Source organism: Nocardioides sp. Kera G14 (assembly GCF_020715565.1).
Classification (GTDB): domain Bacteria; phylum Actinomycetota; class Actinomycetes; order Propionibacteriales; family Nocardioidaceae; genus Nocardioides.
On sequence record NZ_CP085839.1, the window covers coordinates 720,856 to 744,081 of the forward strand.

Annotated in this window: 21 protein-coding genes; 15 read left to right on the forward strand and 6 right to left on the reverse strand. The window is 69.4% G+C overall.

From position 1 onward, the window contains the following. Positions 1–24: 24 nt before the first annotated feature. Both LH076_RS03605 and scpA read left to right on the forward strand, forming a co-directional pair. On the forward strand, positions 25–1,725 hold the full coding sequence (locus tag LH076_RS03605; protein ID WP_227782634.1) for a methylmalonyl-CoA mutase family protein: 1,701 nt from the start codon (positions 25–27) through the stop codon (positions 1,723–1,725). Next, entirely contained in the window at positions 1,722–3,881 is a 2,160-nt protein-coding gene (gene scpA / locus LH076_RS03610) for a methylmalonyl-CoA mutase (protein ID WP_227782635.1), read from the forward strand. The genes LH076_RS03605 and scpA overlap by 4 nt, the downstream gene beginning before the upstream one ends. 18 nt (positions 3,882–3,899) lie before the next feature. On the opposite strand, the gene LH076_RS03615 is transcribed toward scpA, so the two are convergent. Together LH076_RS03615 and LH076_RS03620 are read right to left on the reverse strand one after the other, a co-directional pair. After that, positions 3,900–5,150: an HNH endonuclease signature motif containing protein gene (locus tag LH076_RS03615; RefSeq protein ID WP_227782636.1), complete on the reverse strand. Its 1,251-nt coding sequence runs from the start codon at positions 5,148–5,150 to the stop codon at positions 3,900–3,902. Positions 5,151–5,210: 60 nt separating this feature from the next. After that, positions 5,211–6,017 carry an alpha/beta fold hydrolase gene (locus tag LH076_RS03620; RefSeq protein WP_227782637.1) on the reverse strand — a complete coding sequence of 269 codons (807 nt, stop codon included), beginning with the start codon at positions 6,015–6,017 and terminating at the stop codon, positions 5,211–5,213. A gap of 97 nt (positions 6,018–6,114) precedes the next feature. On the opposite strand from LH076_RS03620, the gene LH076_RS03625 reads away from it, so the two are divergent. The 3 genes from LH076_RS03625 (at position 6,115) to LH076_RS03635 (ending at position 9,461) form a co-directional block, all read left to right on the forward strand. Continuing rightward, the gene (locus LH076_RS03625; RefSeq protein WP_227782638.1) at positions 6,115–7,464 is read left to right on the forward strand and encodes a GAF domain-containing protein; all 1,350 of its coding nucleotides are present in this window, start codon (positions 6,115–6,117) and stop codon (positions 7,462–7,464) included. Between the two features lie 96 nt (positions 7,465–7,560). Beyond that, positions 7,561–9,084 (forward strand): aldehyde dehydrogenase family protein, encoded by a 1,524-nt coding sequence (locus LH076_RS03630; protein ID WP_227782639.1) that lies wholly within the window; start codon positions 7,561–7,563, stop codon positions 9,082–9,084. Continuing rightward, positions 9,084–9,461, forward strand: a complete 378-nt coding sequence (locus LH076_RS03635; protein ID WP_227782640.1) for a DUF779 domain-containing protein — start codon at positions 9,084–9,086, stop codon at positions 9,459–9,461. Before LH076_RS03630 ends, LH076_RS03635 begins: the two co-directional genes overlap by 1 nt. Here the strand turns inward: LH076_RS03635 and LH076_RS03640 are convergent. Continuing rightward, the gene (locus LH076_RS03640; protein ID WP_227782641.1) at positions 9,430–10,785 is read right to left on the reverse strand and encodes an MFS transporter; all 1,356 of its coding nucleotides are present in this window, start codon (positions 10,783–10,785) and stop codon (positions 9,430–9,432) included. The two genes, LH076_RS03635 and LH076_RS03640, sit on opposite strands and share 32 nt — an antisense overlap. A 42-nt stretch (positions 10,786–10,827) precedes the next feature. Between LH076_RS03640 and meaB the strand changes: the two genes are divergently transcribed. The 9 genes from meaB (at position 10,828) to LH076_RS03685 (ending at position 20,916) form a co-directional block, all read left to right on the forward strand. Further along, positions 10,828–11,829, forward strand: coding sequence for a methylmalonyl Co-A mutase-associated GTPase MeaB (meaB, locus tag LH076_RS03645; RefSeq protein ID WP_227782642.1), 1,002 nt, complete (start codon positions 10,828–10,830; stop codon positions 11,827–11,829). Between the two features lie 151 nt (positions 11,830–11,980). Further along, complete coding sequence (locus tag LH076_RS03650) at positions 11,981–13,054, forward strand: BMP family lipoprotein (protein WP_227782643.1); 1,074 nt, start codon at positions 11,981–11,983, stop codon at positions 13,052–13,054. 88 nt (positions 13,055–13,142) lie between these two features. Continuing rightward, entirely contained in the window at positions 13,143–14,666 is a 1,524-nt protein-coding gene (locus tag LH076_RS03655; protein ID WP_227782644.1) for an ABC transporter ATP-binding protein, read from the forward strand. Further along, complete coding sequence (locus LH076_RS03660; RefSeq protein ID WP_227782645.1) at positions 14,663–15,748, forward strand: ABC transporter permease; 1,086 nt, start codon at positions 14,663–14,665, stop codon at positions 15,746–15,748. The genes LH076_RS03655 and LH076_RS03660 overlap by 4 nt, the downstream gene beginning before the upstream one ends. Then, positions 15,745–16,974 carry an ABC transporter permease gene (locus LH076_RS03665; RefSeq protein ID WP_227782646.1) on the forward strand — a complete coding sequence of 410 codons (1,230 nt, stop codon included), beginning with the start codon at positions 15,745–15,747 and terminating at the stop codon, positions 16,972–16,974. Before LH076_RS03660 ends, LH076_RS03665 begins: the two co-directional genes overlap by 4 nt. Next, entirely contained in the window at positions 16,974–17,372 is a 399-nt protein-coding gene (locus LH076_RS03670) for a cytidine deaminase (protein WP_227782647.1), read from the forward strand. Before LH076_RS03665 ends, LH076_RS03670 begins: the two co-directional genes overlap by 1 nt. Next, a complete protein-coding gene (locus LH076_RS03675) occupies positions 17,344–18,552 on the forward strand; it encodes a cytochrome P450 (protein WP_227782648.1) in 1,209 nt (402 codons plus the stop codon). Before LH076_RS03670 ends, LH076_RS03675 begins: the two co-directional genes overlap by 29 nt. Next, complete coding sequence (locus LH076_RS03680) at positions 18,527–19,825, forward strand: thymidine phosphorylase (protein WP_227782649.1); 1,299 nt, start codon at positions 18,527–18,529, stop codon at positions 19,823–19,825. Before LH076_RS03675 ends, LH076_RS03680 begins: the two co-directional genes overlap by 26 nt. A gap of 2 nt (positions 19,826–19,827) precedes the next feature. Beyond that, positions 19,828–20,916 (forward strand): adenosine deaminase, encoded by a 1,089-nt coding sequence (locus LH076_RS03685; RefSeq protein ID WP_227782650.1) that lies wholly within the window; start codon positions 19,828–19,830, stop codon positions 20,914–20,916. 8 nt (positions 20,917–20,924) lie between these two features. Here the strand turns inward: LH076_RS03685 and LH076_RS03690 are convergent, their stop codons facing one another. The 3 genes from LH076_RS03690 to deoC are packed head-to-tail and all read right to left on the reverse strand — an operon-like array spanning position 20,925 to position 22,664. After that, positions 20,925–21,362 (reverse strand): SRPBCC family protein, encoded by a 438-nt coding sequence (locus tag LH076_RS03690; protein WP_227782651.1) that lies wholly within the window; start codon positions 21,360–21,362, stop codon positions 20,925–20,927. 6 nt (positions 21,363–21,368) lie between these two features. Continuing rightward, complete coding sequence (locus LH076_RS03695) at positions 21,369–21,989, reverse strand: ATP-binding protein (protein WP_227782652.1); 621 nt, start codon at positions 21,987–21,989, stop codon at positions 21,369–21,371. Positions 21,990–21,995: 6 nt separating this feature from the next. Continuing rightward, positions 21,996–22,664 carry a deoxyribose-phosphate aldolase gene (gene deoC / locus LH076_RS03700; RefSeq protein WP_227782653.1) on the reverse strand — a complete coding sequence of 223 codons (669 nt, stop codon included), beginning with the start codon at positions 22,662–22,664 and terminating at the stop codon, positions 21,996–21,998. A gap of 24 nt (positions 22,665–22,688) precedes the next feature. Between deoC and LH076_RS03705 the strand changes: the two genes are divergently transcribed. Further along, positions 22,689–23,225 (forward strand): hypothetical protein, encoded by a 537-nt coding sequence (locus LH076_RS03705; RefSeq protein ID WP_227782654.1) that lies wholly within the window; start codon positions 22,689–22,691, stop codon positions 23,223–23,225. Position 23,226 lies beyond the last annotated feature (1 nt).

The window sequence follows — 23,226 nt, forward strand, 5'->3', positions numbered from 1 at the left end:
TGGCCAGTAGTAAGGTCCGGTCCCATGACCGACCACAGCCAGGCGGAATGGGAGGCGGCTGCGGCCGCCGTGCTTCGGAAGGCGCGTCGCCTGAGCGATGAGGATCCGGACTCTGCGGTCTGGCAGAAGCTCGGCCGCACGACCCTGGACGGGATCTCCGTGACGCCTCTCGGCCTGCCCGGGGGCGAGGTCGCGGCCGTACGCCCGACCCGCGAGGGGCCCTGGGACATCCGGAGCCTGATCGCCCACCCGAACGCCAAGCTGGCCAACGAGGAGGCGCTCGTCGACCTCGACGGCGGTGTGACGTCGCTCTGGCTCGCCGCGGACGAGAGCACCGACGTCGCCGCGACGCTGGCCGGCGTTCTGCTCGACCTCGCGCCCGTCGTGCTGGACGCCCCGACCGCGACCGGCGCGGTCGCCGACGCCTTTCTGGCCCTTCCGGGCAACAAGCACGCCGACTCCAACCTCGGCATCGACCCGCTCGGCGCGATGCTCCGCGACCTGCCGCTCGCGGTCGACGAGGCGGTCGAGGAGCTCACGAGCTATGCGCGCAAGGCCTGGCAGGCCGACGTCCGCGCGATCGTCGTCGACGCGACCGCCACGCATGACCTCGGCGCCTCCGACGCGCAGGAGCTCGGCTGGGCGATCGCCGTGGGGACGGCGTACCTGCGCTGGCTGACGGCTGCGGACGGCGGCAACTTCTCGGTCGACGAGGCCGCGGCGCTGATCGACTTCCGCCTGGCCGCGACCGACGAGCAGTTCCCGACGATCGCGAAGTTCCGCGCGCTCCGCACGCTGTGGGCGTCGGTGCTCACGCACTCCGGCGCGACGGTCGTCGAGACCCGCGTGCACGGCACGACGTCGCGGCCGATGCTGAGCAAGTACGACCCCTACGTGAACATGCTGCGCGGCACCGTCGCCGCGTTCGCCGCCGGTGTCGGCGGAGCGGACGCCGTCACGGTGCTGCCGTTCGACTCCGCCAACGGTCGCCCCGAGGCGTTCGGCCGACGGATCGCGCGCAACGTCAACCACCTCCTCATCGACGAGTCGCACGTCGCCGCCGTCGCCGACCCGGCCGGTGGTGCGTTCGCGGTCGAGCAGCTGACCAACGACCTCGCCGTCAAGGGTTGGGCGGAGTTCCAGGCGCTCGAGGCCGAGTGGCAGGGCGGTCACGACTTCACGGCTTTCCTCGGCCGGATCGAGGACGTGAAGGCGCGGCGTGAGACCGACATCGCCAAGCGGAAGCGCCCGCTGACCGGTCTCACCGAATTTCCCAACCTCGCCGAGACCCTGCCCGAACGTGACGCGGACCCGCTCAACGACCGAGTCACGCGGTACGGCGCCAGCTTCGAGGCACTGCGTGACGCCCCGGCTCAGGCGCACGTCTTCCTGGCCACGATGGGCACGGTCGCACAGCACACGGCCCGCGCGACGTTCGCCTCCAACCTGCTCGCCGCCGGCGGCATCGCCGTCGACGTCGCCGGGAGGACCGCGTCCGTCGAGGATCTGACGAAGGCGTACGCCGGCCAGCCGGTCGTCATGCTCGCCGGCTCCGACGACGCCTACGCCGAGTGGGGCGCGGATGCTGCGACGGCGCTCCGCGACGCCGGCGCGAAGCACGTGATCATCGCCGGAAAGCCCACCGACTACGCCGACTCGAGCGCGGCGATGGGTGTTGACGCCTTGGCCTTCCTCACCAACGTCCGGAAGGAGCTCGGAGCATGAGCATCCCCGCCAACTTCAGCCAGATCCCGCTCAGCCTCGACGAGCTCGTCGAGCCGCCGCTGCCGGTGGGCGCCCCGTGGCTCAGCCCCGAGGGGATCGAGATCGCGACGTCGTACACCGAGAGCGACCTGCTCGGCGTGCACGACCTCGGCACGTACCCGGGCCTCACGCCGTTCCTGCGTGGGCCCTACCCGACGATGTACACGACGCAGCCGTGGACGATCCGGCAGTACGCCGGCTTCTCGACCGCCGAGGAGTCCAACGCCTTCTACCGCCGCAACCTTGCCGCCGGCCAGAAGGGGCTCTCGGTCGCGTTCGACCTGGCGACGCACCGCGGCTACGACTCCGACCACCCGCGTGTGCGCGGCGACGTCGGCATGGCGGGTGTCGCGATCGACTCCATCTACGACACGCGCACCCTCTTCGACGGCATCCCGCTCGACCAGATGTCGGTGTCGATGACGATGAACGGCGCCGTGCTCCCGGTGCTCGCGCTCTACATCGTCGCGGCCGAGGAGCAGGGCGTGACGCCGCAGCAGCTCGCGGGCACGATCCAGAACGACATCCTCAAGGAGTTCATGGTCCGCAACACCTACATCTACCCGCCGGCCGGGTCGATGCGGATCATCGGCGACATCTTCAGCTATACCGCGCAGAACATGCCGCGGTTCAACTCGATCTCCATCTCCGGCTATCACATGCAGGAGGCCGGAGCGACGGCCGACCTCGAGCTCGCCTACACGCTGGCCGACGGTGTCGAGTACATCCGGACCGGTCTCAACGCCGGCCTCGACGTCGACGCCTTCGCGCCGCGACTGTCGTTCTTCTGGGCGATCGGCATGAACTTCTTCATGGAGATCGCCAAGATGCGCGCCGCCCGCATGCTGTGGTCGCGACTCGTCGCCGACTTCAACCCGAAGTCCGCCAAGTCGCTGTCCCTGCGCACGCACTCCCAGACCTCCGGCTGGTCGCTGACGGCGCAGGACGTCTTCAACAACGTCGGTCGCACGGCGATCGAGGCGATGGCGGCGACGCAGGGCCACACCCAGTCGCTGCACACCAACGCGCTCGACGAGGCGATCGCGCTGCCGACCGATTTCAGTGCGCGCATCGCCCGCAACACCCAGCTGCTGCTGCAGCAGGAGTCGCGCACGACCGAGATCATCGACCCGTGGGCCGGCTCCTACTACGTCGAGAAGCTGACGCACGACCTCGCGGCCAAGGCCTGGGAGCACATCCAGGAGGCCGAGGCCGCCGGCGGCATGGCGAAGGCCATCGAGCAGGGCATCCCGAAGATGCGCATCGAGGAGGCGGCCGCCCGCACCCAGGCCAGGATCGACTCCGGCGCCCAGAACGTCATCGGCGTCAACACCTACCGTCTCGCCGCCGAGGACAAGCTCGACGTCCTCAAGGTCGACAACCACGAGGTCTACCGCCAGCAGATCGCCAAGCTCGAGCGACTGCGCGCGGAGCGCAACGCCGACGACGTACGTCGTGCCCTCGAGGCCCTGACGAACGCGGCCTCCAGCGGCGAGGGCAACCTGCTCGAGCTCTCGGTCAACGCCGCGCGGGCCAAGGCGACCGTCGGCGAGATCTCGGACGCGGTCGAGAAGGCCTACGGCCGTCATCAGGCCGTGATCCGTACGATCTCCGGCGTGTACCGCGACGAGGCCAACGCATCCAACGAGGGCGCCGGCGACTCCAAGGTCGCCGAGGTGCTCAAGGCCACCGAGGACTTCGAGGAGGCCGAGGGCCGTCGCCCCCGCATCCTCGTGGCGAAGATGGGCCAGGACGGCCACGACCGCGGCCAGAAGGTCGTCGTCTCCGCCTTCGCCGACCTCGGCTTCGACGTCGACGTCGGCCCGCTCTTCAGCACGCCGGAGGAGGTCGCTCAGCAGGCCGTCGACGCCGACGTCCACATCGTGGGTGTCTCCTCCCTCGCGGCCGGACACCTGACCCTCCTGCCCGCCCTCAAGGCGGCGCTCGAGGAGCAGGGCCGGCCGGACATCATGATCGTCATCGGCGGTGTCATCCCGCCTGACGACGTACCGACGCTCAAGGAGATGGGTGCCGCCGAGGTCTTCCTCCCCGGCACGGTCATCGCCGAGTCAGCGCTCGACCTGCTGAAGCGGCTCCGGGAACAGCTCGACGCGTGACGGGGCGCGTAGCAGCGGCTACTGGAGCTTGATGGTGCCGCTGGGCGTGCGGACGTGGTGCTTGCCGGCTGGGCTTCGCCAGAGGTAGTAGCCGGGTTCGAGTTTGGTGTAGGTCCAGTGGGTGAAGGTCTTCATCCGGTGGTGATACCGGCACAGGCAGGCGAGGTTCTCACTACTGGTGGGTCCGCCGCGGTCGGGATGGTCTTTGTCGTAGGGCTCGATGTGGTCGAGGTCGGCGGTTCGGGCGTTGCGTTCGCAGTTGGGGGCTACGCAGGTCTTGTCGGTCAGGATCGCCTGTTCCCGCATGGTCTCGCTGGGCACGTAGCCGTTCCGCTTGAGGTCGATCACGGGACGGGCCACGATCTTGGTGTTCGAGGTCTGGCACCACTCGCGGAGCTGGGTGAGGGTGGTGAGGCCGGTGCCGCCTTCGGTGGTGAACTGCCCCTCGCTGTCGGCGTGGACGTAGAGGTTCACCACGCGCGTGACGGCACCGGCCGACGTACCGGCGAGGTAGTGGCGGGCGATCACACCGAGTGCCTTCGATCGCCGGACGTCGAGGGACTCTTCTGAGCCCTGCGCCTTCAGTTCCGCGGCGGCCTTCTGGATTGCTGCTTCGAGGTCGAGGCCGTCGGCGTGGTCGGTCTTGCCGTAGAGGTCGTCGGTGCCGTCGTCCTGGGGGCAGAGGTCGACCCTGCGTGCGTCGGCTGCTGCTTCGGCTCGGCGTGCTGCTTCGTCGGGGTCGAAGCGGTCGAGGGCGTGGGCGACGAACCGCTTCAACGCGGTGGGGCCGATCTTCTCGAACCGCATGTGCAGTTCTTTGTCGAGCCACGCGGCACCCTCAACCGTGAGGACGCGGGAGGCCTGCGCGACGAGGCGTGCTTTCCAGACGGGGAGTTGTTCGTCGTAGAGGCGGAAGAAGAGTTTCGGCAACCGGTGGTGGAGCTCCAGCGCATCACCGACCCAGGAGCGTGCCTGGTGGTCGTTCATGCCGGTCTCGGCGGCGAGGTCCATGAGGGCGGATTCGTCGATCCAGGGTGTGCCGTCGCCGGCCAGGGGGATGTCGTGGACACGGTCACCGGAGGCTGCGTGCGCGGGGTCGTTGGTCTGGTGCTGCTGGGTCCAGTCGAGGGTGTGCAACAGCGAGGCGATTTCGGCCATGTTCGCGGTGTGTTTGGTGAGGGCGATCATGGCGAGGGGGTTGTCGATGGGCATGCCGCTGCTGGGGCCGAGGATGTTCTCGGTGGATCCGGCGTCTACAGCTTGCGACATACGCCGATCCTATCTGTTCGAGCAATCGAACGCAAGGGTTTTCGGCAGCAATGTGATGCCTCAGTACACCGGTGACCGACCCGACCGGGGGTGTCGAGTCCTCAGGCGTCGGTGGGCAGGTCCCGCACGAAGGGTCAGGATGGTCTGCGCGAGCCGTTCCGGCTGATCGAATGGCAGACCGTGCCCCGCGTCGTCGATCTGGTCGACGCGCAGGCGCGGGTTGAGCTTGCACAGTTCGGTAGCCATGTCGGGGGTGACGACGGGCTTGTCGCCGATGACGAGGAGCGTGGGCACCTCGAGCGCGCTGACCAGTTCGCGATACGGCGGGTTGGGCGGCCTCAGGATGTCGAGCGCGGCCGGGCTGGTGTTCAGTCGCGCCTCCACCTGCAGTTCCACGACTTCCCTTGAGCGATGCGTGTGCCGGGTGAGCGCGTCCTCGAGAAGTGCCGACTTCCCTAGGTTCAGTGCGTGGCTGTGCTGCTCGGCGACGTCGCTCTCGTACACCTCCAGCTGGCGTTCGCTGCTCAGGAACGTCGGATCGATGAGGACGAGTCCGCGCAGGAGGCGACCGATCTGGGTCGCGGTCAGTGCTGCCGTCATGGCGCCCATCGAGTGACCGATCAGCACCAGGTGAGAGAGGCCCAGCTCCTGGACCAACGCGGCCACGTCGGCGGCAAGGTCCAGGTAGCGGTAGCCGGACGCCGGAGCATTCGAGCGGCCGTGTCCGCGGGCGTCGGGCATCACCACGTCCAGTTCCGCATCGAGCAGGCGAGCCACGGGTGTCCAACCCGCTCCGCTGCCCATCAGGCCGTGGAGCAGCATGGCGGGCGGCATGACCCCACCGGTCCGGAGGTAGGAGATCGTCACGCCGTTCACATCGGCGTCGGATCTGCGCCAGGACCGCATGAGGGGACGCTAGCCGAGCCTGCCTTCGCCGCGGCGCTCGATGGGTGAGGGGCCGGTCATGTCGATCTCGACGGCCAGAAGTGTCGCCACCAAGCACTGCTCGCCGGCGCCGCGCCGGCGTACGATCCTCGATGAGACGCACGTCACAGGAGGCCGGATGGTCATTCCAGCGCCCCGAGCCGAGCTCGAGGAGGCACACGACGCCTTCCTGAGCACCGGTGAGGCCGACCGACGGGTGCGCCCGCTCGTCGCGGAGTCCTGGCGGCGGAGCATGAGCGACGGGCTCGATCCGGAGCACGGCCTCGCGCCGCTGGACCTCGACCGGGACGTCCTCGAGTCGTGGCGTGCCCAGCATCCGCTCGCCGTCGCGATGCCCGTGATCCGACGCCTGCTGGTTGAGGAGGCCGTCGACTCCGGGCTGCTCGTCGCCGTCTCGGACGCGGCGGGCCGCCTCCTCTGGGTCGAGGGACCGGCTCCCCTCCGAAGGCGGATGGAGGGCATCCACTTCGCCGAGGGGGCGACCTGGAGCGAGACCCGTGCCGGCACCAACGCCCCCGGGACCGCCCTCGCGCTCGACCGCCCGGTGCAGATCCATGCGGCCGAGCACCTGCTCCGGCCCGTGACGCCGTGGAGCTGTGCCGCCGCCCCCATCCACGACCCCGACACCGGAGCGGTCCTCGGCGCCCTCGACCTCACCGGCGGTGACGACGTCGCCGGCCCGCATGCGCTCTCGGTCGTGCGTGCGACGGTCGCGGCGGTCGAGCGGGAGCTGCAGCTGCACCGCCTGCAGCACACCTCCGACCTGCGCCCGCACGCCGCCCAGCCGGTGCTGCTGCGTGCCCTCGGCCTGCCGGCGGGCGCGCTGGCAGGCGAGCACGGCCTCTCCCGGCTGAGCCTGCGCCACACCGAGCTCCTCCTCCTGCTCACGACCCACCGTGAGGGCATCACCGGTGACGAGCTCGCCATCGCGCTCTCGGACGACGACCTCGCCCCGGTCACCCTGCGCGCCGAGCTCTCCCGGCTCCGCGGCGCTCTGGGCGCGATGGGGTTGTCCCTCGACGCCCGCCCCTACCGGATCGACCCGCGGGTCCGCACCGAGGTCGATGCCGTCCGCGCCCGGCTGGCGGTGGCCGACGTCGGGGGAGCGGTCGACCTCTACCGCGGCGACCTGCTTCCCACGTCCGACGCACCCGGCATCCGCCGGCTGCGGGCCAGGCTGCGCGATGAGCTGCGCACGCAGCTGCTGCGTGCCCGCGATCCCGATGCGCTGCTCCGCTTCGCCGACACCGAGCACGGCCGCCACGACTGGGAGATCTGGCGGGCGGCGTACGACGTCCTCAGCCCCGCCTCCCCGCGGCTCGACCGGGTGCGCAGTCACCTCGCAGGCCTGGAACGGGACCTGCGCTGAGGCTCCGAGGGTTGCAACGTTGCTGCAACCCTCGCGTGCCTAGCGTCAGCGGGGCCGGGCACGGTGCCCGAGCCACGTTGCACGATGGAGTGCCAGATGAGCGTCTACGCACAGCCCGGGACCGATGGGAGCGTCGTCTCCTTCAAGCCCCGCTACGAGAACTGGATCGGCGGCGAGTGGGTCGCCCCGGTCAAGGGTCAGTACTTCGAGAACCCGTCGCCGGTCAACGGCAAGACCTTCTGTGAGGTCGCCCGCGGGACCGCGGAGGACATCGAGCTCGCCCTCGACGCAGCCCACAGGGCCGCGCCCGCCTGGGGGAAGACCTCGGTCGCCGAGCGGGCCAACATCCTCAACAAGATCGCCGACCGGATCGGGGAGAACCTCGAGATGCTGGCCGTCGCCGAGACGTGGGACAACGGCAAGCCGGTCCGCGAGACGAAGGCCGCCGACCTGCCGCTCGCCGTCGACCACTTCCGCTACTTCGCCGGCGCGATCCGCGCCCAGGAGGGCCACCTCTCCCAGATCGACGACGACACCGTCGCCTACCACTTCCAGGAGCCCCTCGGTGTGGTCGGCCAGATCATCCCGTGGAACTTCCCGATCCTGATGGCGACATGGAAGCTCGCGCCCGCGCTGGCGGCCGGCAACGCCGTCGTACTCAAGCCTGCGGAGCAGACCCCGGCTTCCATCCTCGTCCTCGTCGAGCTGATCGCCGACCTCCTCCCGGCCGGTGTCCTCAACGTCGTCAACGGCTTCGGCGTCGAGGCCGGCAAGCCGCTGGCCTCGTCCAACCGGATCCGCAAGATCGCCTTCACCGGTGAGACCACGACGGGCCGGCTGATCATGCAGTACGCCAGCCAGAACCTCATCCCCGTCACGCTCGAGCTCGGTGGCAAGAGCCCCAACATCTTCTTCGAGGACGTGATGGCCGTCGACGACGCCTTCCAGGACAAGGCGCTCGAGGGCTTCGCGATGTTCGCGCTCAACCAGGGCGAGGTCTGCACCTGCCCGAGCCGCGGCCTGATCCAGAGCTCGATCTACGACCTCTTCCTCTCGGCGGCCACCGACCGCACGAAGAGGATCGTCCAGGGCAACCCGCTCGACGACGCCACGATGATCGGCGCGCAGGCCAGCAACGACCAGCTCGAGAAGATCCTGTCCTACATCCAGATCGGACAGGACGAGGGCGCCCGGATCATCACCGGCGGCGAACGCGTCGATCTCGGCGGCGACCTGACGGACGGCTTCTACGTCGCGCCGACGATCTTCGAGGGCAAGAACTCGATGCGGATCTTCCAGGAGGAGATCTTCGGCCCGGTCGTCTCCGTCACGAGCTTCAACGACTTCGACGACGCGATGAGCATCGCCAACGACACCCTCTACGGCCTCGGTGCCGGTGTCTGGTCGCGCGACATGAACACGGCCTACCGCGCCGGTCGCGAGATCCAGGCCGGTCGGGTGTGGACGAACAACTACCACGCCTATCCGGCGCACGCGGCCTTCGGCGGCTACAAGTCCTCCGGCATCGGCCGCGAGAACCACGCCATGATGCTCGACCACTACCAGCAGACGAAGAACCTCCTCGTCTCCTACTCCACCAGCGCGCAGGGCTTCTTCTGATGCCTGAGCGGGTCGCGATCACGCCTGCAGCCGTCGACGTCGTACGTCGGCTGCAGGCCGATCACGGCCGCGTGATGTTCCACCAGTCAGGCGGCTGCTGTGACGGCTCGGCGCCGATGTGCTTCCCGCACGGCGAGTTCCTCACCGGCGACTCCGACGTGCTCCTCGGCACCCTCGACGTGGGTGGCGGGGAGAACGTCGAGCCGGTGGAGGTGTGGATGTCGCGGGAGCAGTTCGCCTACTGGTCCCACACCCACCTCACGATCGACGTCGTGCCCGGTCGTGGCGCGGGCTTCTCACTCGAGGCGCCGATGGGCATCCGGTTCCTGATCCGCTCGCGGCTGCTCACTGACGAGGAGTCGCAGCAGCTCGTGTGAGCTGTGTCCGGTGGGCGTCCCGGTCCAGGTGCGTCTCGGCGCGGTTCCGGAGGACGAAGGCGTAGACCACCAGCGAGACGGCGATGCAGCCCACGACGTACCACGCGAACTCCGGGACGTGACCGGCCTTCTTGGCGGCCTCGTAGATGACCGGAGCCGTTCCGCCGAAGACCGAGTTGCCGAGCGCGTAGCCGACGCCGACGCCGAGCGCGCGGATGTGCGCAGGGAAGAGCTCCGCCTTCACCACGGCGTTGATCGAGGTATAGCCGGTGAGGATCACGTAGCTGACGATCAGTATCGCGAAGGCGCCGGGGATCGAGTGCACCGAGGCGAGGTGGGTGACGAGGTAGTAGGTCCACAGCACGCCGCCGATGCCGAAGAAGACCAGCAGCGGCTTGCGGCCGACGTGGTCACTGATCAGGCCACCGAGCGGCTGGAGCAGCATCAGCACGATCAGGGCGATCAGGTTGATCCAGGTGCCGGTCCGGCCGTCCTCGGCGAAGCTGGCCTTCACCGCCGAGGGGCCGTTGACGCTGTAGGTGTAGAAGGCGATCGTGCCGCCCATCGTGATCAGGAAGCAGATCAACAGCGGCTTGGGATAGGTGACGAGGAGCTCGCGCAACGAGCCGCGACGGGTCGCTGCCTCGCCCTCCGTCGCCGACTCGGGCAGCGACTCGTCCATCGAGCGGCGAAGCCACAGCACGACGACCGCGGCGAGGGCGCCGATCCCGAAGGCGATCCGCCAGCCGTAGCTCTCCAGCTGGTCGTCGGTGAGCACCGACTGTAGGACGAGCAGCACCAGCTGTGCGAGCACCTGACCGCCGACGAGCGTCACGTACTGGAAGGAGGAGAAGAAGCCGCGCCGGGTCGGCGTCGCCGCCTCCGACATGTACGTCGCCGAGGTGCCGTACTCGCCGCCGGTGGCGAAGCCCTGCAGCAGCCGGCAGAGCACCAGGATCACGACCGACGCGGCGCCGATCGTGGAGCGACCCGGTGTCACGGCGATCACGAGCGAGGCGAGCGCCATGAGCGAGACGCTGAAGACCAGCGCGGGGCGCCGGCCGTGGCGGTCGGCGTACCGACCGAAGAACCACGAGCCGACGGGGCGCATCACGAACGTCACGGCGAAGATCGCCATCGTGTAGATCCCGGCATTCGGCTCATCGCCACCGAAGAAGCGGTCCTCGAAGTAGCTGGCGAAGACGGTGTAGACGTAGACGTCGTACCACTCGACGAGGTTCCCCAGTGACCCCCGCAGGGTGTTGAGGACGGCACGCCGGGTGCTCAGCATCGGCACCGCCGGCGAGCTCTGGTGGGTCGTCATGGCAACCGGGTACCCCGACCGCGGCATGTCAGACTGGCCCCCGTGCCGACCTCCGAGAAGCCGCCGAGCGCACCCGTCCAGGAGCTTGTCGAGGGCGTCGCCGCAGGCCGGCGGGCGGCGGTCTCGCGAGCGATCACGCTGGTCGAGTCCACGGCGCCGAAGCACCGTGCGCAGGCGCGGGAGCTGCTCACGCACCTGCCGGCGGGTGACGCGGTTCGCGTCGGGATCTCCGGCGTGCCGGGGGTCGGGAAGTCCACGTTCATCGAGGCGCTGGGCACCCGCCTGACGAGTCAGGGCCACAAGGTCGGCGTACTGGCGGTGGATCCCTCCAGCGTCCGCACCGGGGGCTCCGTCCTCGGCGACAAGACCCGCATGTCGCGGCTCGCCGTCGACCCGAACGCCTTCATCCGCCCCTCACCCTCCGCGGGCACGCTCGGGGGAGTGGCGCGGGCGACCGTGCAGGCGATGGCTGTCCTCGAGGCCGCCGGGTACGACGTCATCCTGGTCGAGACGGTCGGCGTCGGTCAGTCCGAGGTGACGGTCGCGGGGATGGTCGACACCTTCCTCTTCCTCACGATCGCCCGCACCGGCGACCAGTTGCAGGGGATCAAGAAGGGAATCCTCGAGATCTCCGACGTGATCGCGGTCAACAAGGCCGACCCCGGCGACAGCGACCGCCAGCGGGAGGCCCGGGGCGCCGCCCGCGAGCTGTCCGGCGCGCTGCGGCTGGTCCGCGGCATGGAGTCGTGGACGCCGCCCGTCGTCACGGCGAGCGGCCTCAACGACGACGGCGTCGACGGGGTGTGGGAGCAGGTCGTCGCGCACCGCGACCACCTCGGCGAGGCCGGGCTGGCGGAGAAGCGGGCGCGGCAGCAGCTCGACTTCACCTGGGCACTGGTGCGTGACGAGCTGGAACAGCGGTTGCGGCACTCGCCGGCCGTGCGGGCGATCCGGGAGACCCTCAGTGCCGAGGTTCTCGCCGGTGAGATGCCCGCGACGGTCGCCGCCGACCGCCTGCTCGAGGCCTTTGACACCGCGGATTAGGAAACGCCTGTTTCAGCGGACTGCATTTGGCGCAGGATTCGTAACAAGTTGGTGTCGTCACGGTCAGAAGGCACCGCCCGACGCTCAGTTGCTTCTAAGGTTCCCCGATGAGCCCCCGCGTAGGAGGGGCTGTAGAGCACGAGGAGGCGTCTTGCGCCGCACTACCAAGTTCGCTGCCGCCCTCACGGCCGGCGTGCTGTCCCTCGCCATCACGGCCTGTGGCAGCAGCGATGACACCGCGTCCGACGACAGCTCGTCGTCGACATCCGCCAAGTCCGACATCAAGGTCGGTATGGCCTATGACATCGGCGGTCGTGGCGACCAGTCGTTCAACGACATGGCCGCCGCCGGCCTCGACAAGGCCAAGAGCGAGTTCGGCATCGAGACCTCCGAGTCCGAGGCTGCGCCCGACGAGGCCGACTCGGCCAAGGAGGACCGTCTCGTCCAGCTCGCCGAGGCGGGCTACAACCCCATCGTCGCCGTCGGCTTCGCCTACGACGCCGCGGTCGCCAAGGTCGCCCCGCAGTACCCCGACACCAGCTTCGCGATCGTCGACGACGCTCCGGTCGACGCCGACGGCAAGCCGTTCGACAACGTCGTCCCGCTGCTCTTCACCGAGGAGCAGGGCTCGTTCCTGGTCGGTGCCGCCGCGGCGCTCAAGTCCAAGAGCGGCACCATCGGCTTCGTCGGTGGCGTCGAGGAGCCGCTGATCAAGAAGTTCGAGGCCGGTTACGACGCCGGTGCCAAGGCCGTCAACCCGAGCATCAAGGTCCTCTCGACCTACCTCTCGCAGCCGCCGGACTTCTCCGGCTTCGGTGACCCGGCCAAGGGCAAGACGGCCGCGGCCGGTCAGTTCGACCAAGGCGCCGACGTCGTCTACCACGCTGCCGGCGGTTCCGGTCAGGGTGTCTTCGAGGCCGCCAAGGCCGCCGGTGGCCTGGCCATCGGTGTCGACTCCGACCAGTACCTCACCGCCTCGGACGACCTGAAGCCGTTCATCCTCACGTCGATGCAGAAGCACGTCGACGTCGCGGTCTACGACTTCATCAAGGCGTTCGTCGACGGCAAGCCGCTGTCCGGCACGCAGACCTTCGACCTCAAGTCCGGTGGTGTCGCCTACTCCACCTCCGGTGGCCAGGTCGACGACATCAAGTCGAAGCTCGACGACTACGCCGCGAAGATCATCTCCGGCGAGATCACGGTTCCCACCGAGGTCACCAAGTAGTTCATTCCCGACGGGCCCGGGGGTAGCGCTAGCGTTGCCCCCGGGCCCGACGTGTCTTGCATGTATGTAGGTGGAGGAGGGGTCGACTGTGTCTGACCTTGCGGTCAAGCTGACAGGCATCGGGAAGCGATTCCCCGGCGTCATCGCCAACGACGACGTCAACGTGACCGTGCGACGCGGCACCGTCCACGCCCTGGTGGGCGAGAACGGCGCAGGCAAGTCGACGCTCATGAAGATCCTGTACGGCGTCCAGAAGCCCGACTCCGGCACGATCGAGATCGACGGGCGGCCGGTGACGTTCTCCTCGCCCGCGGACGCCATCGCCGCCGGGATCGGCATGGTCTTCCAGCACTTCATGCTGGCCGACAACCTGACCGTCCTGGAGAACGTGGTCCTCGGTGCCGAGAAGCTCTACGGCTCGGGGGAGAAGGCCCGCGGTCGGATCCGTGAGCTGGCGTCGACGTACGGCTTCGACCTCAACCCCGATCGGCTGGTGGAGGACCTCGGCGTCGGTGACCGACAGCGCGTGGAGATCCTCAAGGTCCTCTATCGCGGCGCCCGCACGATCATCCTCGACGAGCCGACCGCCGTGCTCGTCCCGCAGGAGGTCGACGAGCTCTTCGGCAACCTGCGCGACCTCAAGTCCGAGGGGCTCACGGTCCTCTTCATCTCGCACAAGCTCGACGAGGTCCTCGCCGTCGCCGACGACGTCACCGTGATGCGTCGCGGCACCACCGTCGCGACCGCGGATCCGAAGGGGACGACCGCGCGCCAGCTGGCCGAGCTCATGGTCGGCTCCGAGCTGCCGTCCCCGAGCACCGAGTCCTCCACGGTCACCGACGTGGTCGAGCTCGAGGTGCGTGACCTCGCCCTGCCCGACCCGCACGGCGGCCGCGACCTGCTCACCGACATCGACTTCGTCATCCGCCGTGGCGAGATCGTCGGTATCGCCGGCGTCGAGGGCAACGGCCAGGCCGAGCTCGTCGAGGCGATCATGGGCATGCGGAAGACCACCGGTGTCGTCAGCCTCGCCGGTGAGGACATCACGCACTGGAGCACGGCGAAACGACGCGAGACCGGTATCGGCTACATCCCGGAGGACCGACACCGTCACGGCCTGCTGCTCGACGCGCCGCTCTGGGAGAACCGCATGCTCGGGCACCAGACGCGCCGCCCCAACCGCACGGGACCGTTCGTCGACCGCCGCGGTGCCCGCAAGGACACCCAGCGCATCGTCGAGGCGTACGACGTCCGCACGCCCGGCATCGACACGACTGCCCGCGCGCTGTCCGGCGGCAACCAGCAGAAGCTGATCGTCGGTCGTGAGATGTCGGGCGAGCCCACGCTCCTGATCGCCTCGCACCCGACCCGTGGTGTCGACGTCGGAGCCCAGGCGCAGATCTGGGACGCGATCAAGACCGCACGGCGCAATGGCCTCGCCGTGCTGCTCATCTCCGCCGACCTCGACGAGCTGATCGGTCTCTCCGACACCATCCACGTGATGCTGCGCGGCCGGCTGGTCGGGACCGTCGACCCGCAGAACGTGACCCCCCAGGAGCTCGGCTCGGCCATGACCGGCGCCGGCGCAACCACCAGCGGAGCAGACGCATGAAACTCGATCCCCGCAGGGTCGGACTGACCCTGGCGGCGCCGGTGCTCGCCATCGTCTTCGCGATGATCGTGACCAGCCTCGTCCTGATCGCCGCCGGCGATCCGGTGGGCAAGGTGTGGTCGACGATCTTCAGCGAGCCGAGGGCACGCAACGTCGTCAACATGATCAACTCCGCGTCGATGCTCTACCTCTCGGGCCTCGCGGCCGCGATCGGCTTCCGGATGAACCTCTTCAACATCGGCGTCGACGGCCAGTACCGCGTCGCCGCGTTCGTGGCGGCCTGGGTCGCGGGGGAGGCCTGGCTTCCGGGCAAGGCGAACGTCGTCCTCACCGTCGTGGTGGCGATGGCGGTCGGCGCCGCCTGGGCGGGCATCGCCGGCCTGCTGCGCGTCACTCGCGGTGTGAGCGAGGTGATCACCACGATCATGCTCAACTCGATCGCCTCCGCGCTGGTCGCCTACATGCTGCGCAAGGTCGCCGTCGTCGACGGCAACAACATCCACACCAAGACCATCCCGGTCGACAGCCAGCTCAAGGGGCTGTCGTGGATCTCGGGTGCGCCCAACACGATCTACACGCTGGTCTTCCTGGCGATCCTCGCCGGGGTCGTCTACTGGATCCTGCTCTCGCGTACCGTCTTCGGCTTCAACCTCCGTGCGACCGGCCAGTCCGAGACCGCGGCGGTCGCCAGCGGCGTCAACGTGAAGCGGATGATCGTCATCTCGATGCTGCTCAGCGGTGCGGTCGCGGGCCTGATCGGCCTGCCGCTGCTCTTCGGTGACCAGCACAACTACGGCCTGACGTTCCAGACCGGTCTGGGCTTCGCCGGCATCGCGGTGGCCCTGCTGGGACGGAACAACCCGGTGGGTGTCGCCTTCGCGGCGTTCCTCTTCGCCTTCCTCAACGAGCAGTCCAACAAGCTGCAGCTGATGGCCGGCGTCTCCAACGACATCGTCAACATCATCCAGGGAGTCATCGTGCTCTCCGTCGTCGTCGCCTACGAGGTCGTACGCCGGGTCAACAACGCCGCGGAGCAGCGCGCCGTCGCGCGCAAGCTCGAGGTCCAGGAGGTGGCGGCATGAGCCTCACGATCAAGCGTCCGAAGCTGAGCTGGCCCGTCATCCTCCTTCTCATCGCGGCCGCGATCCTGCTGATCGCGATCGTCCGCACGGTCAGCGACGCGGACGACATGGCCTCGGCCGGCACCGTCCGTGCCGCCCTGCGTGCGGCCGTCCCGATCGGCCTGGCCGGCCTCGGTGGCCTGTGGGCCGAGCGGGCCGGCGTGGTCAACATCGGCCTCGAGGGCATGATGATCATGGGCACCATCGGAGCCGGGTGGGCCGGCTACCAGTGGGGGATGTGGGCCGGCGTCGTCGCCGCCCTCGCCTTCGGCGCGATCGCCGGTCTGCTCCACGCCGTCGCGACCGTGAGCTTCGGCGTGGACCACATCGTCTCCGGTGTCGCGATCAACATCATCGCCACCGGCGCGGCCCAGTACCTCGCCGCCCAGTGGTTCACCGGAAAGCAGGGGGGTGGCCCGACGCAGTCACCGCCGGTCGACACGCTGCCGTCCATCACGATCCCGGGCGTGTCAGACGGGCTGGGGAAGCTCGCCGCGCACCACTGGTTCTTCGTCTCCGACCTGGCCGCGCTGCTCGACGGCTTCGTCAGCCAGCTCTCGATCCTCACCGTCATCGCCGCCCTCCTCTTCGTCCTGACGTGGTGGGTCTTGTGGCGCACGACGTTCGGGCTGCGGATCCGCTCGGTGGGCGAGGCGCCTGCCGCGGCCGAGTCGCTGGGTGTCGACGTCTACCTCTACAAGTACGCCGCCGTGATCATCTCCGGTGCGCTCGCCGGTCTCGCCGGGGCGTTCCTGGTCAACGACGCGACCGTCTACCGCGAGGGTCAGACCGGTGGCCGTGGCTACATCGGTCTCGCCGCCATGATCTTCGGCAACTGGCGCCCCGGCGGTCTCGCCACCGGTGCCGGCCTCTTCGGTTACACCGACGCGCTCCGGCTGCGCTCGGGTGGGGCGTCGGTCCACGCCCTGCTGCTCCTCGTCGCCATCGTGCTGATCATCGCGGCCGTCCTCTTCTACCGCCTGCGTCGCTCGCGCGGTCAGGCCATCGGCACGGTCGTCTTCGCGCTGGTGATGCTCGCGATCTACCTCCTGATCGACGAGGTCCCCGATGACTTCACCGGCATGACGCCGTACCTGGCCACGCTCATCGTGCTCTCCTTCGCCGGTGGGCGGCTCCGTCCACCCGCGGCCGACGGGCAGGTCTACCGCAAGGGATCGGCGGGCTGATGGGCACGTTGACCGAGCAGGAATGGGAGTCGCTGCGGCTCAAGGCCGTCGAGGCGGCGGCGCATGCCTACGCGCCCTACTCCGGCTACCGCGTCGGCGTCGCCGCGATCGCCGACGACGGCCGGTTCCTCACGGGCTGCAACGTCGAGAATGCGTCGTACGGCGTAGGCCTGTGCGCCGAGTGCGGCCTGGTCTCCCAGCTCCACCTCACCGGTGGCGGGCGGTTGACCCACTTCGTGTGTGTCAACGGTGACGGCGACGTGATCATGCCGTGCGGGCGCTGCCGGCAGCTCTTGTTCGAGAACGGCGGTGCCACGATGGAGCTGTGGACCGTGTCGGGCGTGAAGCCCATGAGTGAGGTGCTGCCGGATGCCTTCGGCCCCGACAACCTCGCTTGACCTGAGCTCTCCCTCGCTCGTCGCCGACCCGTACCCGCTCTTCGCCGACGAGCGGTCCCGCCACGCCGTGGCGTGGCTGGAGACCGACGCCGGCGCAGGCACCTTGTTGACCTTCACCCACGCCGCGGCGTCCGAGGTGCTGCGGGACCGCCGCCTGCAGCGGCTCTGGAAGGACAAGCAGCCGGCGGAGGTGATGGAGCCGTTCAACCTGCTCCACCGCAACCAGATGATGGAGAACGAGCCACCGGTCCACACCCGGCTGCGCCGTCCGGTCGCAGCCGCCTTCAACCGCGGCCACATCGACCGCCTCCGTCCCCGCGTGGTGTCGCTGGCCACGTCGCTGCTCGACGAGGTCGACCCGTCCGGATTCGACGTCATCGCCGCGTACGCCGAGCCCTTGCCGGTCCTCGTGATCGCGGAGCTCCTCGGCGTGCCCGCCTCGCACGCCGACGACCTGCGCGACTGGTCCCAAGCGATCGTGAAGATGTACGAGCCTGCGCCGTCGGAGGCGACGGTGGCGTCCGCCGTCCGCGCCGCGGAGGACTTCGCCGCCCTGGTGCGCGACCTCGTCGCCGTACGACGCCGGACGCCGGCCGACGACCTGATCAGCGACCTGGTCGCCACCGACCTGAGCGAGGACGAGGTGGTCGCGTCCGTCGTGCTGCTGCTCAACGCCGGCCACGAAGCCAGCGTCAACGTCTTCGGCAACGGGCTCGTCTCGATGCTGCGGCACGGGCGCCGGCACATGAACAAGCCGAGCACACTGCCGGTGCAGGACGTCGGCGTCACCGTGGAGGAGATGCTCCGCTTCGACAGCGCACTCCAGCTCTTCGAGCGCACGGCAGCCGAGGACCTCACCGTCGCGGGGGTCGAGGTGCGCAAGGGCCAGAAGGTCGCAGCGCTGCTCGGTGCGGCCAACCGCGACCCGGCGGTGTTCGGTCCGACGGTCGACGAGTTCGACCACGGCCGGGACCCCAACCCGCATCTCGCGTTCAGTGCGGGTATCCACTTCTGCCTGGGCGCGCCGCTGGCACGCATGGAGCTGACCGAGTCCGTGGGTGCGCTCATCCGCCGCTTCCCGGCTCTGCATCTCATCGACGCGGAGTCGCGAGGCACGTTCGTTCTCAAGGGCTACTCGAAAGTGACGGTGTCACGTGACATCAACCATTCCCGCGCATGACGCGATCGAGGTCATCCTCGCCAAGCGTGACAAGGGCGAGCTCTCCGACAGCCAGATCGACTGGGTGATCCGCAACTACACCGAGGGCGTCGTCGCCGACGAACAGATGTCGGCCCTCGCCATGGCGATCCTGCTCAACGGCATGAACCGTCGCGAGATCGCGCGCTGGACCAAGGCGATGATCGAGACCGGCGAGCGGATGTCCTTCGAGTCCCTGAGCCGGCGTACGGCGGACAAGCACTCGACCGGGGGAGTCGGCGACAAGATCACGCTCCCGCTGGCGCCTCTCGTGGCAGCGTGCGGTGTCGCGGTGCCGCAGTTGTCGGGCCGCGGTCTGGGCCACACCGGGGGCACGCTCGACAAGCTGGAGTCCATCCCCGGCTGGCGCGCCGCGCTCTCCAACGACGAGATGATGCGCCAGCTCGAGTCGGTCGGCGCCGTGATCTGCGCGGCCGGAGCCGGCCTGGCACCTGCGGACAAGAAGCTCTACGCCCTGCGTGACGTCACCGGCACCGTCGAGGCGATCCCGCTGATCGCCTCCTCGATCATGAGCAAGAAGATCGCGGAGGGGACCGGCTCGCTCGTGCTCGACGTGAAGGTCGGGACCGGCGCGTTCATGAAGTCCCTGGATGATGCGCGAGAGCTCGCCCGGACGATGGTCGACCTCGGCACCGACGCCGGCGTGCACACGGTCGCGCTGCTGACCGACATGTCCACGCCGCTCGGCCTCACTGCGGGCAACGCCCTCGAGGTGCGCGAGTCCGTCGAGGTGCTGGCCGGTGGCGGACCCCCCGACGTGGTCGAGCTGACCCTCGCCCTCGCCCGCGAGATGCTGCTCGGAGCGGGCGTCGACGACGTCGACCCTGCCGACGTGCTGGCCGACGGGCGGGCGATGGACGTGTGGAACGCGATGATCCGCGCCCAGGACGGCGACCCCGGCGCTCCGCTGCCGGTCGCCGCCGAGACCCACGTCGTCGCCGCTCCGGCCGACGGGGTGCTGACCCGACTCGACGCGATGGACGTCGGCCTGGCCGCGTGGCGGCTCGGCGCCGGCCGGACCCGCCAGGGCGAGACCCTGGCGCTCGGCGCCGGCATCGAGTGGCACGCCCGCCCCGGTGACACCGTCACCGCCGGCGCACCGCTCTTCACCCTGCACTTCGACGACGCCGACCGGCTGCCCCGTGCGCTCGAGTCACTCGAGGGCGGTTACGACATCGCCTCTTCGGGTACGGCGTTCTCCCCTTCACCGCTGCTGATCGACAGGATTGCCTAGCCATGACGACGCCCGACCTCGCGCTGGAATCCATCCGCGAGCTCCCCAAGGTCGTCCTGCACGACCACCTCGACGGCGGCCTGCGGCCCTCGACCGTCCTGGAGCTCGCCCATGAGATCGGCCACGAGCTGCCCGCCGACGACCTGGAGGGCCTGCAGACGTGGTTCCGCGACTCGGCCGACAGCGGGTCACTCGTCTCCTACCTCGAGACCTTCGAGCACACCATCGCCGTCATGCAGACCCAGGACGCGCTGGCCCGCGTCGCCTTCGAGGCCGCGGAGGATCTGGCACGCGATGGCGTGGTCTACGCCGAGATCCGCCAAGCGCCGGAGCTCAACACCGCCGGCGGCCTCTCCATCGACCAGGTCGTCGCGGCGATCCAGTCCGGCTACGACGAGGCGTCCGCCAAGTACGGCATCGTTGCCCGCCAGCTGCTCTGCGGCATGCGGCAGGCCGACCGGTGGGAGGAGACTGCCCGGGCGGTCGTCGACTTCAAGGGGTACGGCGTCGTCGGATTCGACATCGCCGGGCCGGAGCTCGGCTTCCCGCCGGCCCTGCAGGCCTCGGCGTTCGAGATGCTGCGCCACGAGCTGTGCCACATCACCATCCACGCCGGTGAGGCCGACGGCCTCGACTCGATCGCGGGCGCGCTCTACCAGGGCGCCGAGCGGCTGGGCCACGGGGTGCGGATCGTCGATGACATCACGCGCGATGAGGACGGCGTCGACGGCTCGGGCTGGGTGCTCGGCCCCTTGGCGTCGTACGTGCGTGACCGGGGTATCGCCCTCGAGGTCGCGCCGACGTCGAACCTTCAGACCGGGGCGGCCGGGGCGACCTCCATCGAGACGCACCCGTTCGGGCTGCTCGCCGACCTCGGCTTCAACGTCACCATCAACACGGACAACCGGCTGATGTCCCACACCTCGGTGAGCGAGGAGACGTGGAAGCTGGTGCAGGCGTTCGGCTACGACCTCGACGACCTCGAGCTCTTCACCCTCAATGCCCTGCACGCCGCCTTCCTCCCGCTGCCCGACCGGATGGGCCTGATCCAGGACGTCATCCTGCCGGGCTACGACGCGCTGCGCGCCTGACGGCGGGCTCAGCGAGGGGCCGCGGCGCGCTCGGTGAATTCCTTCGTCGCGTGCGCGACGGCGATCTTCACGAACGGCTCGACCACCTTGGCCAACGCCTTGCCGGCCAGGCCGCCGGGGAAGTCGTAGGTCAGCTCGCAGTCGACCCGCGTCCCGCCCTCCGACGGCGTGAACTGCCAGCGTGAGGCGTTGGGAAAACCCTTGACCGACGTGATCGCGATCAGCTCGTTCTCGACGAAGTCGACGGCCTCGACGGTCGACCTGAGGGTGGCACCGAGGTGGACCGTGCCCTCGAACCGCGCACCGATGCCGCGGGTCTGCTCGGTGAGCGGCTTCCACGAGGTGAGGCCGTAGAACCACTCCGGCACCCTGGTGTGGTCAGCGGCGTACTCGAAGACCTGCTCGACGGGCGCATCGCAGTGCGTGGAGACGTGGATCGTGGGCATCGGAGCTCAACGACTCCCGTCATGGCCGGTCGCGGCCGGCAGCATCCTGGTGATCAGGACATAGCCCTCCGGCGGCGAGACCACCGTGCAGCCCTTGGCGACGGCGTCAGTGACGACCACGCCCTGCTCGCGCATGAGGGCCCATCCACGACGGAGCAGCACGAGCGGCGGCTTGCGGTGCTCGCGCAGATCGCGCACCAGCCGGCGCCAGAAGGTCACGATCGGCTGCTGCGTCACGCAGTAGGCGCCGCCGAGGATCCCGGCCGCGCGGCAGTCGGCGACGATGTCCTGCGCGAAGATCCCCTCGGCGACGAAGAGCGGTGAGCCCACGAGGTCGAGCAGGCGGTGGCCGACCCGGCCGTTGTCGGGGATCGAGTAGACCGGTACGTCGGCAGTCCCGACCTCACACAGTTCGACGATCGTCCGGAACGCGTCCGAGGGCAGCCACGAGTCGGGGTGATCCCAGTCGATGAGGCCCTGGTTCGGGCCGTGTGCGATGCGCGGAAGCGTGGGGTCGTCGCCGTCCTTGTAGAAGTCGTCCAGCCGCAGGATCGGCAGTCCGAGCCGCTCAGCCAGACGGGACTTGCCGGCGCCGGACGGCCCGGCGAGCACGATGACCTTCGCCATCAGCGATCAGTAGCTGCCCGTGGCCGCGTCGCCGGCGAGGATCGCGCGCGAGCTTGAGACGCCCAGCCGCGTTGCGCCCGCCTCGATCATCGCGAGGGCGTCCGCCATCGTGCGGATCCCGCCCGACGCCTTCACCTGCAGGCCGGGCACGGTCTCGTGCATCAGCGTCACCGCGTGCACGGTCGCGCCACCGGTGGGGTGGAAACCGGTCGAGGTCTTCACGAAGTCCGCGCCCGCAGCCTCCGCGGCCCTGCAGACACCGACGATCTCGTCGTCCTCGAGCGCGGCGGACTCGATGATCACCTTGAGGACGACCGGCACCGGCGCGGCGGTGCGGACGGCGGCGATGTCGGCCTGGACGTCGTCGTACCGCTTCTCCTTGGCGGCGCCGATGTCGATCACCATGTCGATCTCGTCGGCGCCCTGCTCGGCGGCGAGCGCAGCCTCGGCGGCCTTGACGAAGGAGGCGTGCTTGCCGCTCGGGAAGCCGCACACGACGGCGACCTTGAGGCCTTCGGGGACCGAGACCGGCAGCATGTTGGGGGAGATGCAGACGCTGTAGGTGCCGAGCTCGGCGGCCTCGGCGATCAGCGCCTCCACATCGGCGCGGGTGGCCTCCGGCTTGAGCAGCGTGTGGTCGATGTAGCGAGCGACGTCGGATGCGGAGAGAGGCACCACGACAGCCTATTCTCTCGACTCGTGGCAGGCGAAGGCGACGAGACGCAGTGGTTCTCCCCGACCAGCGGACGCTTCAGCGGCTGGCTGGGTCTCGGAACCGGCGTGGTCGTGGCCGTCGTCGCGGTGGGGAGCGGGTCGCTGGCCTGGGTCGCCGCGGGCCTGCTCATCGCACTCGCCGTCTGGCTGATCCTGCTGCGCCCGCGCGTCGGCCTGCGCGGCCGCACGCTGCTGCTGCGCGGCATCGTCTCGACGGTCGAGGTGCCGCTCTCGCGCGTCACCGGCCTTGCGGTCCGGCAGGTCTTCGTGGCGTGGGTGGGAGAGAAGCGCTACGTCAACGCGTCGCTGGGCCGGCCGATGCGCGACCTGCGCACCAAGCGCGGCGAGGCGCCGCGGCCGGACCAGTACACCGACCACATCCTCGAGCTGCTCCGCTCGCACCAGGACGATGCCAAGCGGTGGGGCGGTGACGGTGACGCCGTACGCCGGCTCTGGGCCGTTCCGGAGCTGGTGGCGCTCGGCGTGCTGGTCGTCGTGACCGTCGTGCTCGCGCTGCTCTGAG

Excerpts from the sequence above, each read along its gene's own strand:
- LH076_RS03605 (WP_227782634.1), top strand. The coding sequence starts at position 25 with ATGACCGACCACAGCCAGGCGGAATGGGAGGCGGCTGCGGCCGCCGTG.
- scpA (WP_227782635.1), top strand. The coding sequence starts at position 1,722 with ATGAGCATCCCCGCCAACTTCAGCCAGATCCCGCTCAGCCTCGACGAG.
- LH076_RS03615 (WP_227782636.1), bottom strand. The coding sequence starts at position 5,150 with ATGTCGCAAGCTGTAGACGCCGGATCCACCGAGAACATCCTCGGCCCC.
- LH076_RS03625 (WP_227782638.1), top strand. The coding sequence starts at position 6,115 with ATGTCGATCTCGACGGCCAGAAGTGTCGCCACCAAGCACTGCTCGCCG.
- LH076_RS03630 (WP_227782639.1), top strand. The coding sequence starts at position 7,561 with ATGAGCGTCTACGCACAGCCCGGGACCGATGGGAGCGTCGTCTCCTTC.
- LH076_RS03635 (WP_227782640.1), top strand. The coding sequence starts at position 9,084 with ATGCCTGAGCGGGTCGCGATCACGCCTGCAGCCGTCGACGTCGTACGT.
- LH076_RS03640 (WP_227782641.1), bottom strand. The coding sequence starts at position 10,785 with ATGACGACCCACCAGAGCTCGCCGGCGGTGCCGATGCTGAGCACCCGG.
- LH076_RS03660 (WP_227782645.1), top strand. The coding sequence starts at position 14,663 with ATGAAACTCGATCCCCGCAGGGTCGGACTGACCCTGGCGGCGCCGGTG.
- LH076_RS03665 (WP_227782646.1), top strand. The coding sequence starts at position 15,745 with ATGAGCCTCACGATCAAGCGTCCGAAGCTGAGCTGGCCCGTCATCCTC.
- LH076_RS03670 (WP_227782647.1), top strand. The coding sequence starts at position 16,974 with ATGGGCACGTTGACCGAGCAGGAATGGGAGTCGCTGCGGCTCAAGGCC.
- LH076_RS03675 (WP_227782648.1), top strand. The coding sequence starts at position 17,344 with ATGCCTTCGGCCCCGACAACCTCGCTTGACCTGAGCTCTCCCTCGCTC.
- LH076_RS03685 (WP_227782650.1), top strand. The coding sequence starts at position 19,828 with ATGACGACGCCCGACCTCGCGCTGGAATCCATCCGCGAGCTCCCCAAG.
- LH076_RS03690 (WP_227782651.1), bottom strand. The coding sequence starts at position 21,362 with ATGCCCACGATCCACGTCTCCACGCACTGCGATGCGCCCGTCGAGCAG.
- LH076_RS03695 (WP_227782652.1), bottom strand. The coding sequence starts at position 21,989 with ATGGCGAAGGTCATCGTGCTCGCCGGGCCGTCCGGCGCCGGCAAGTCC.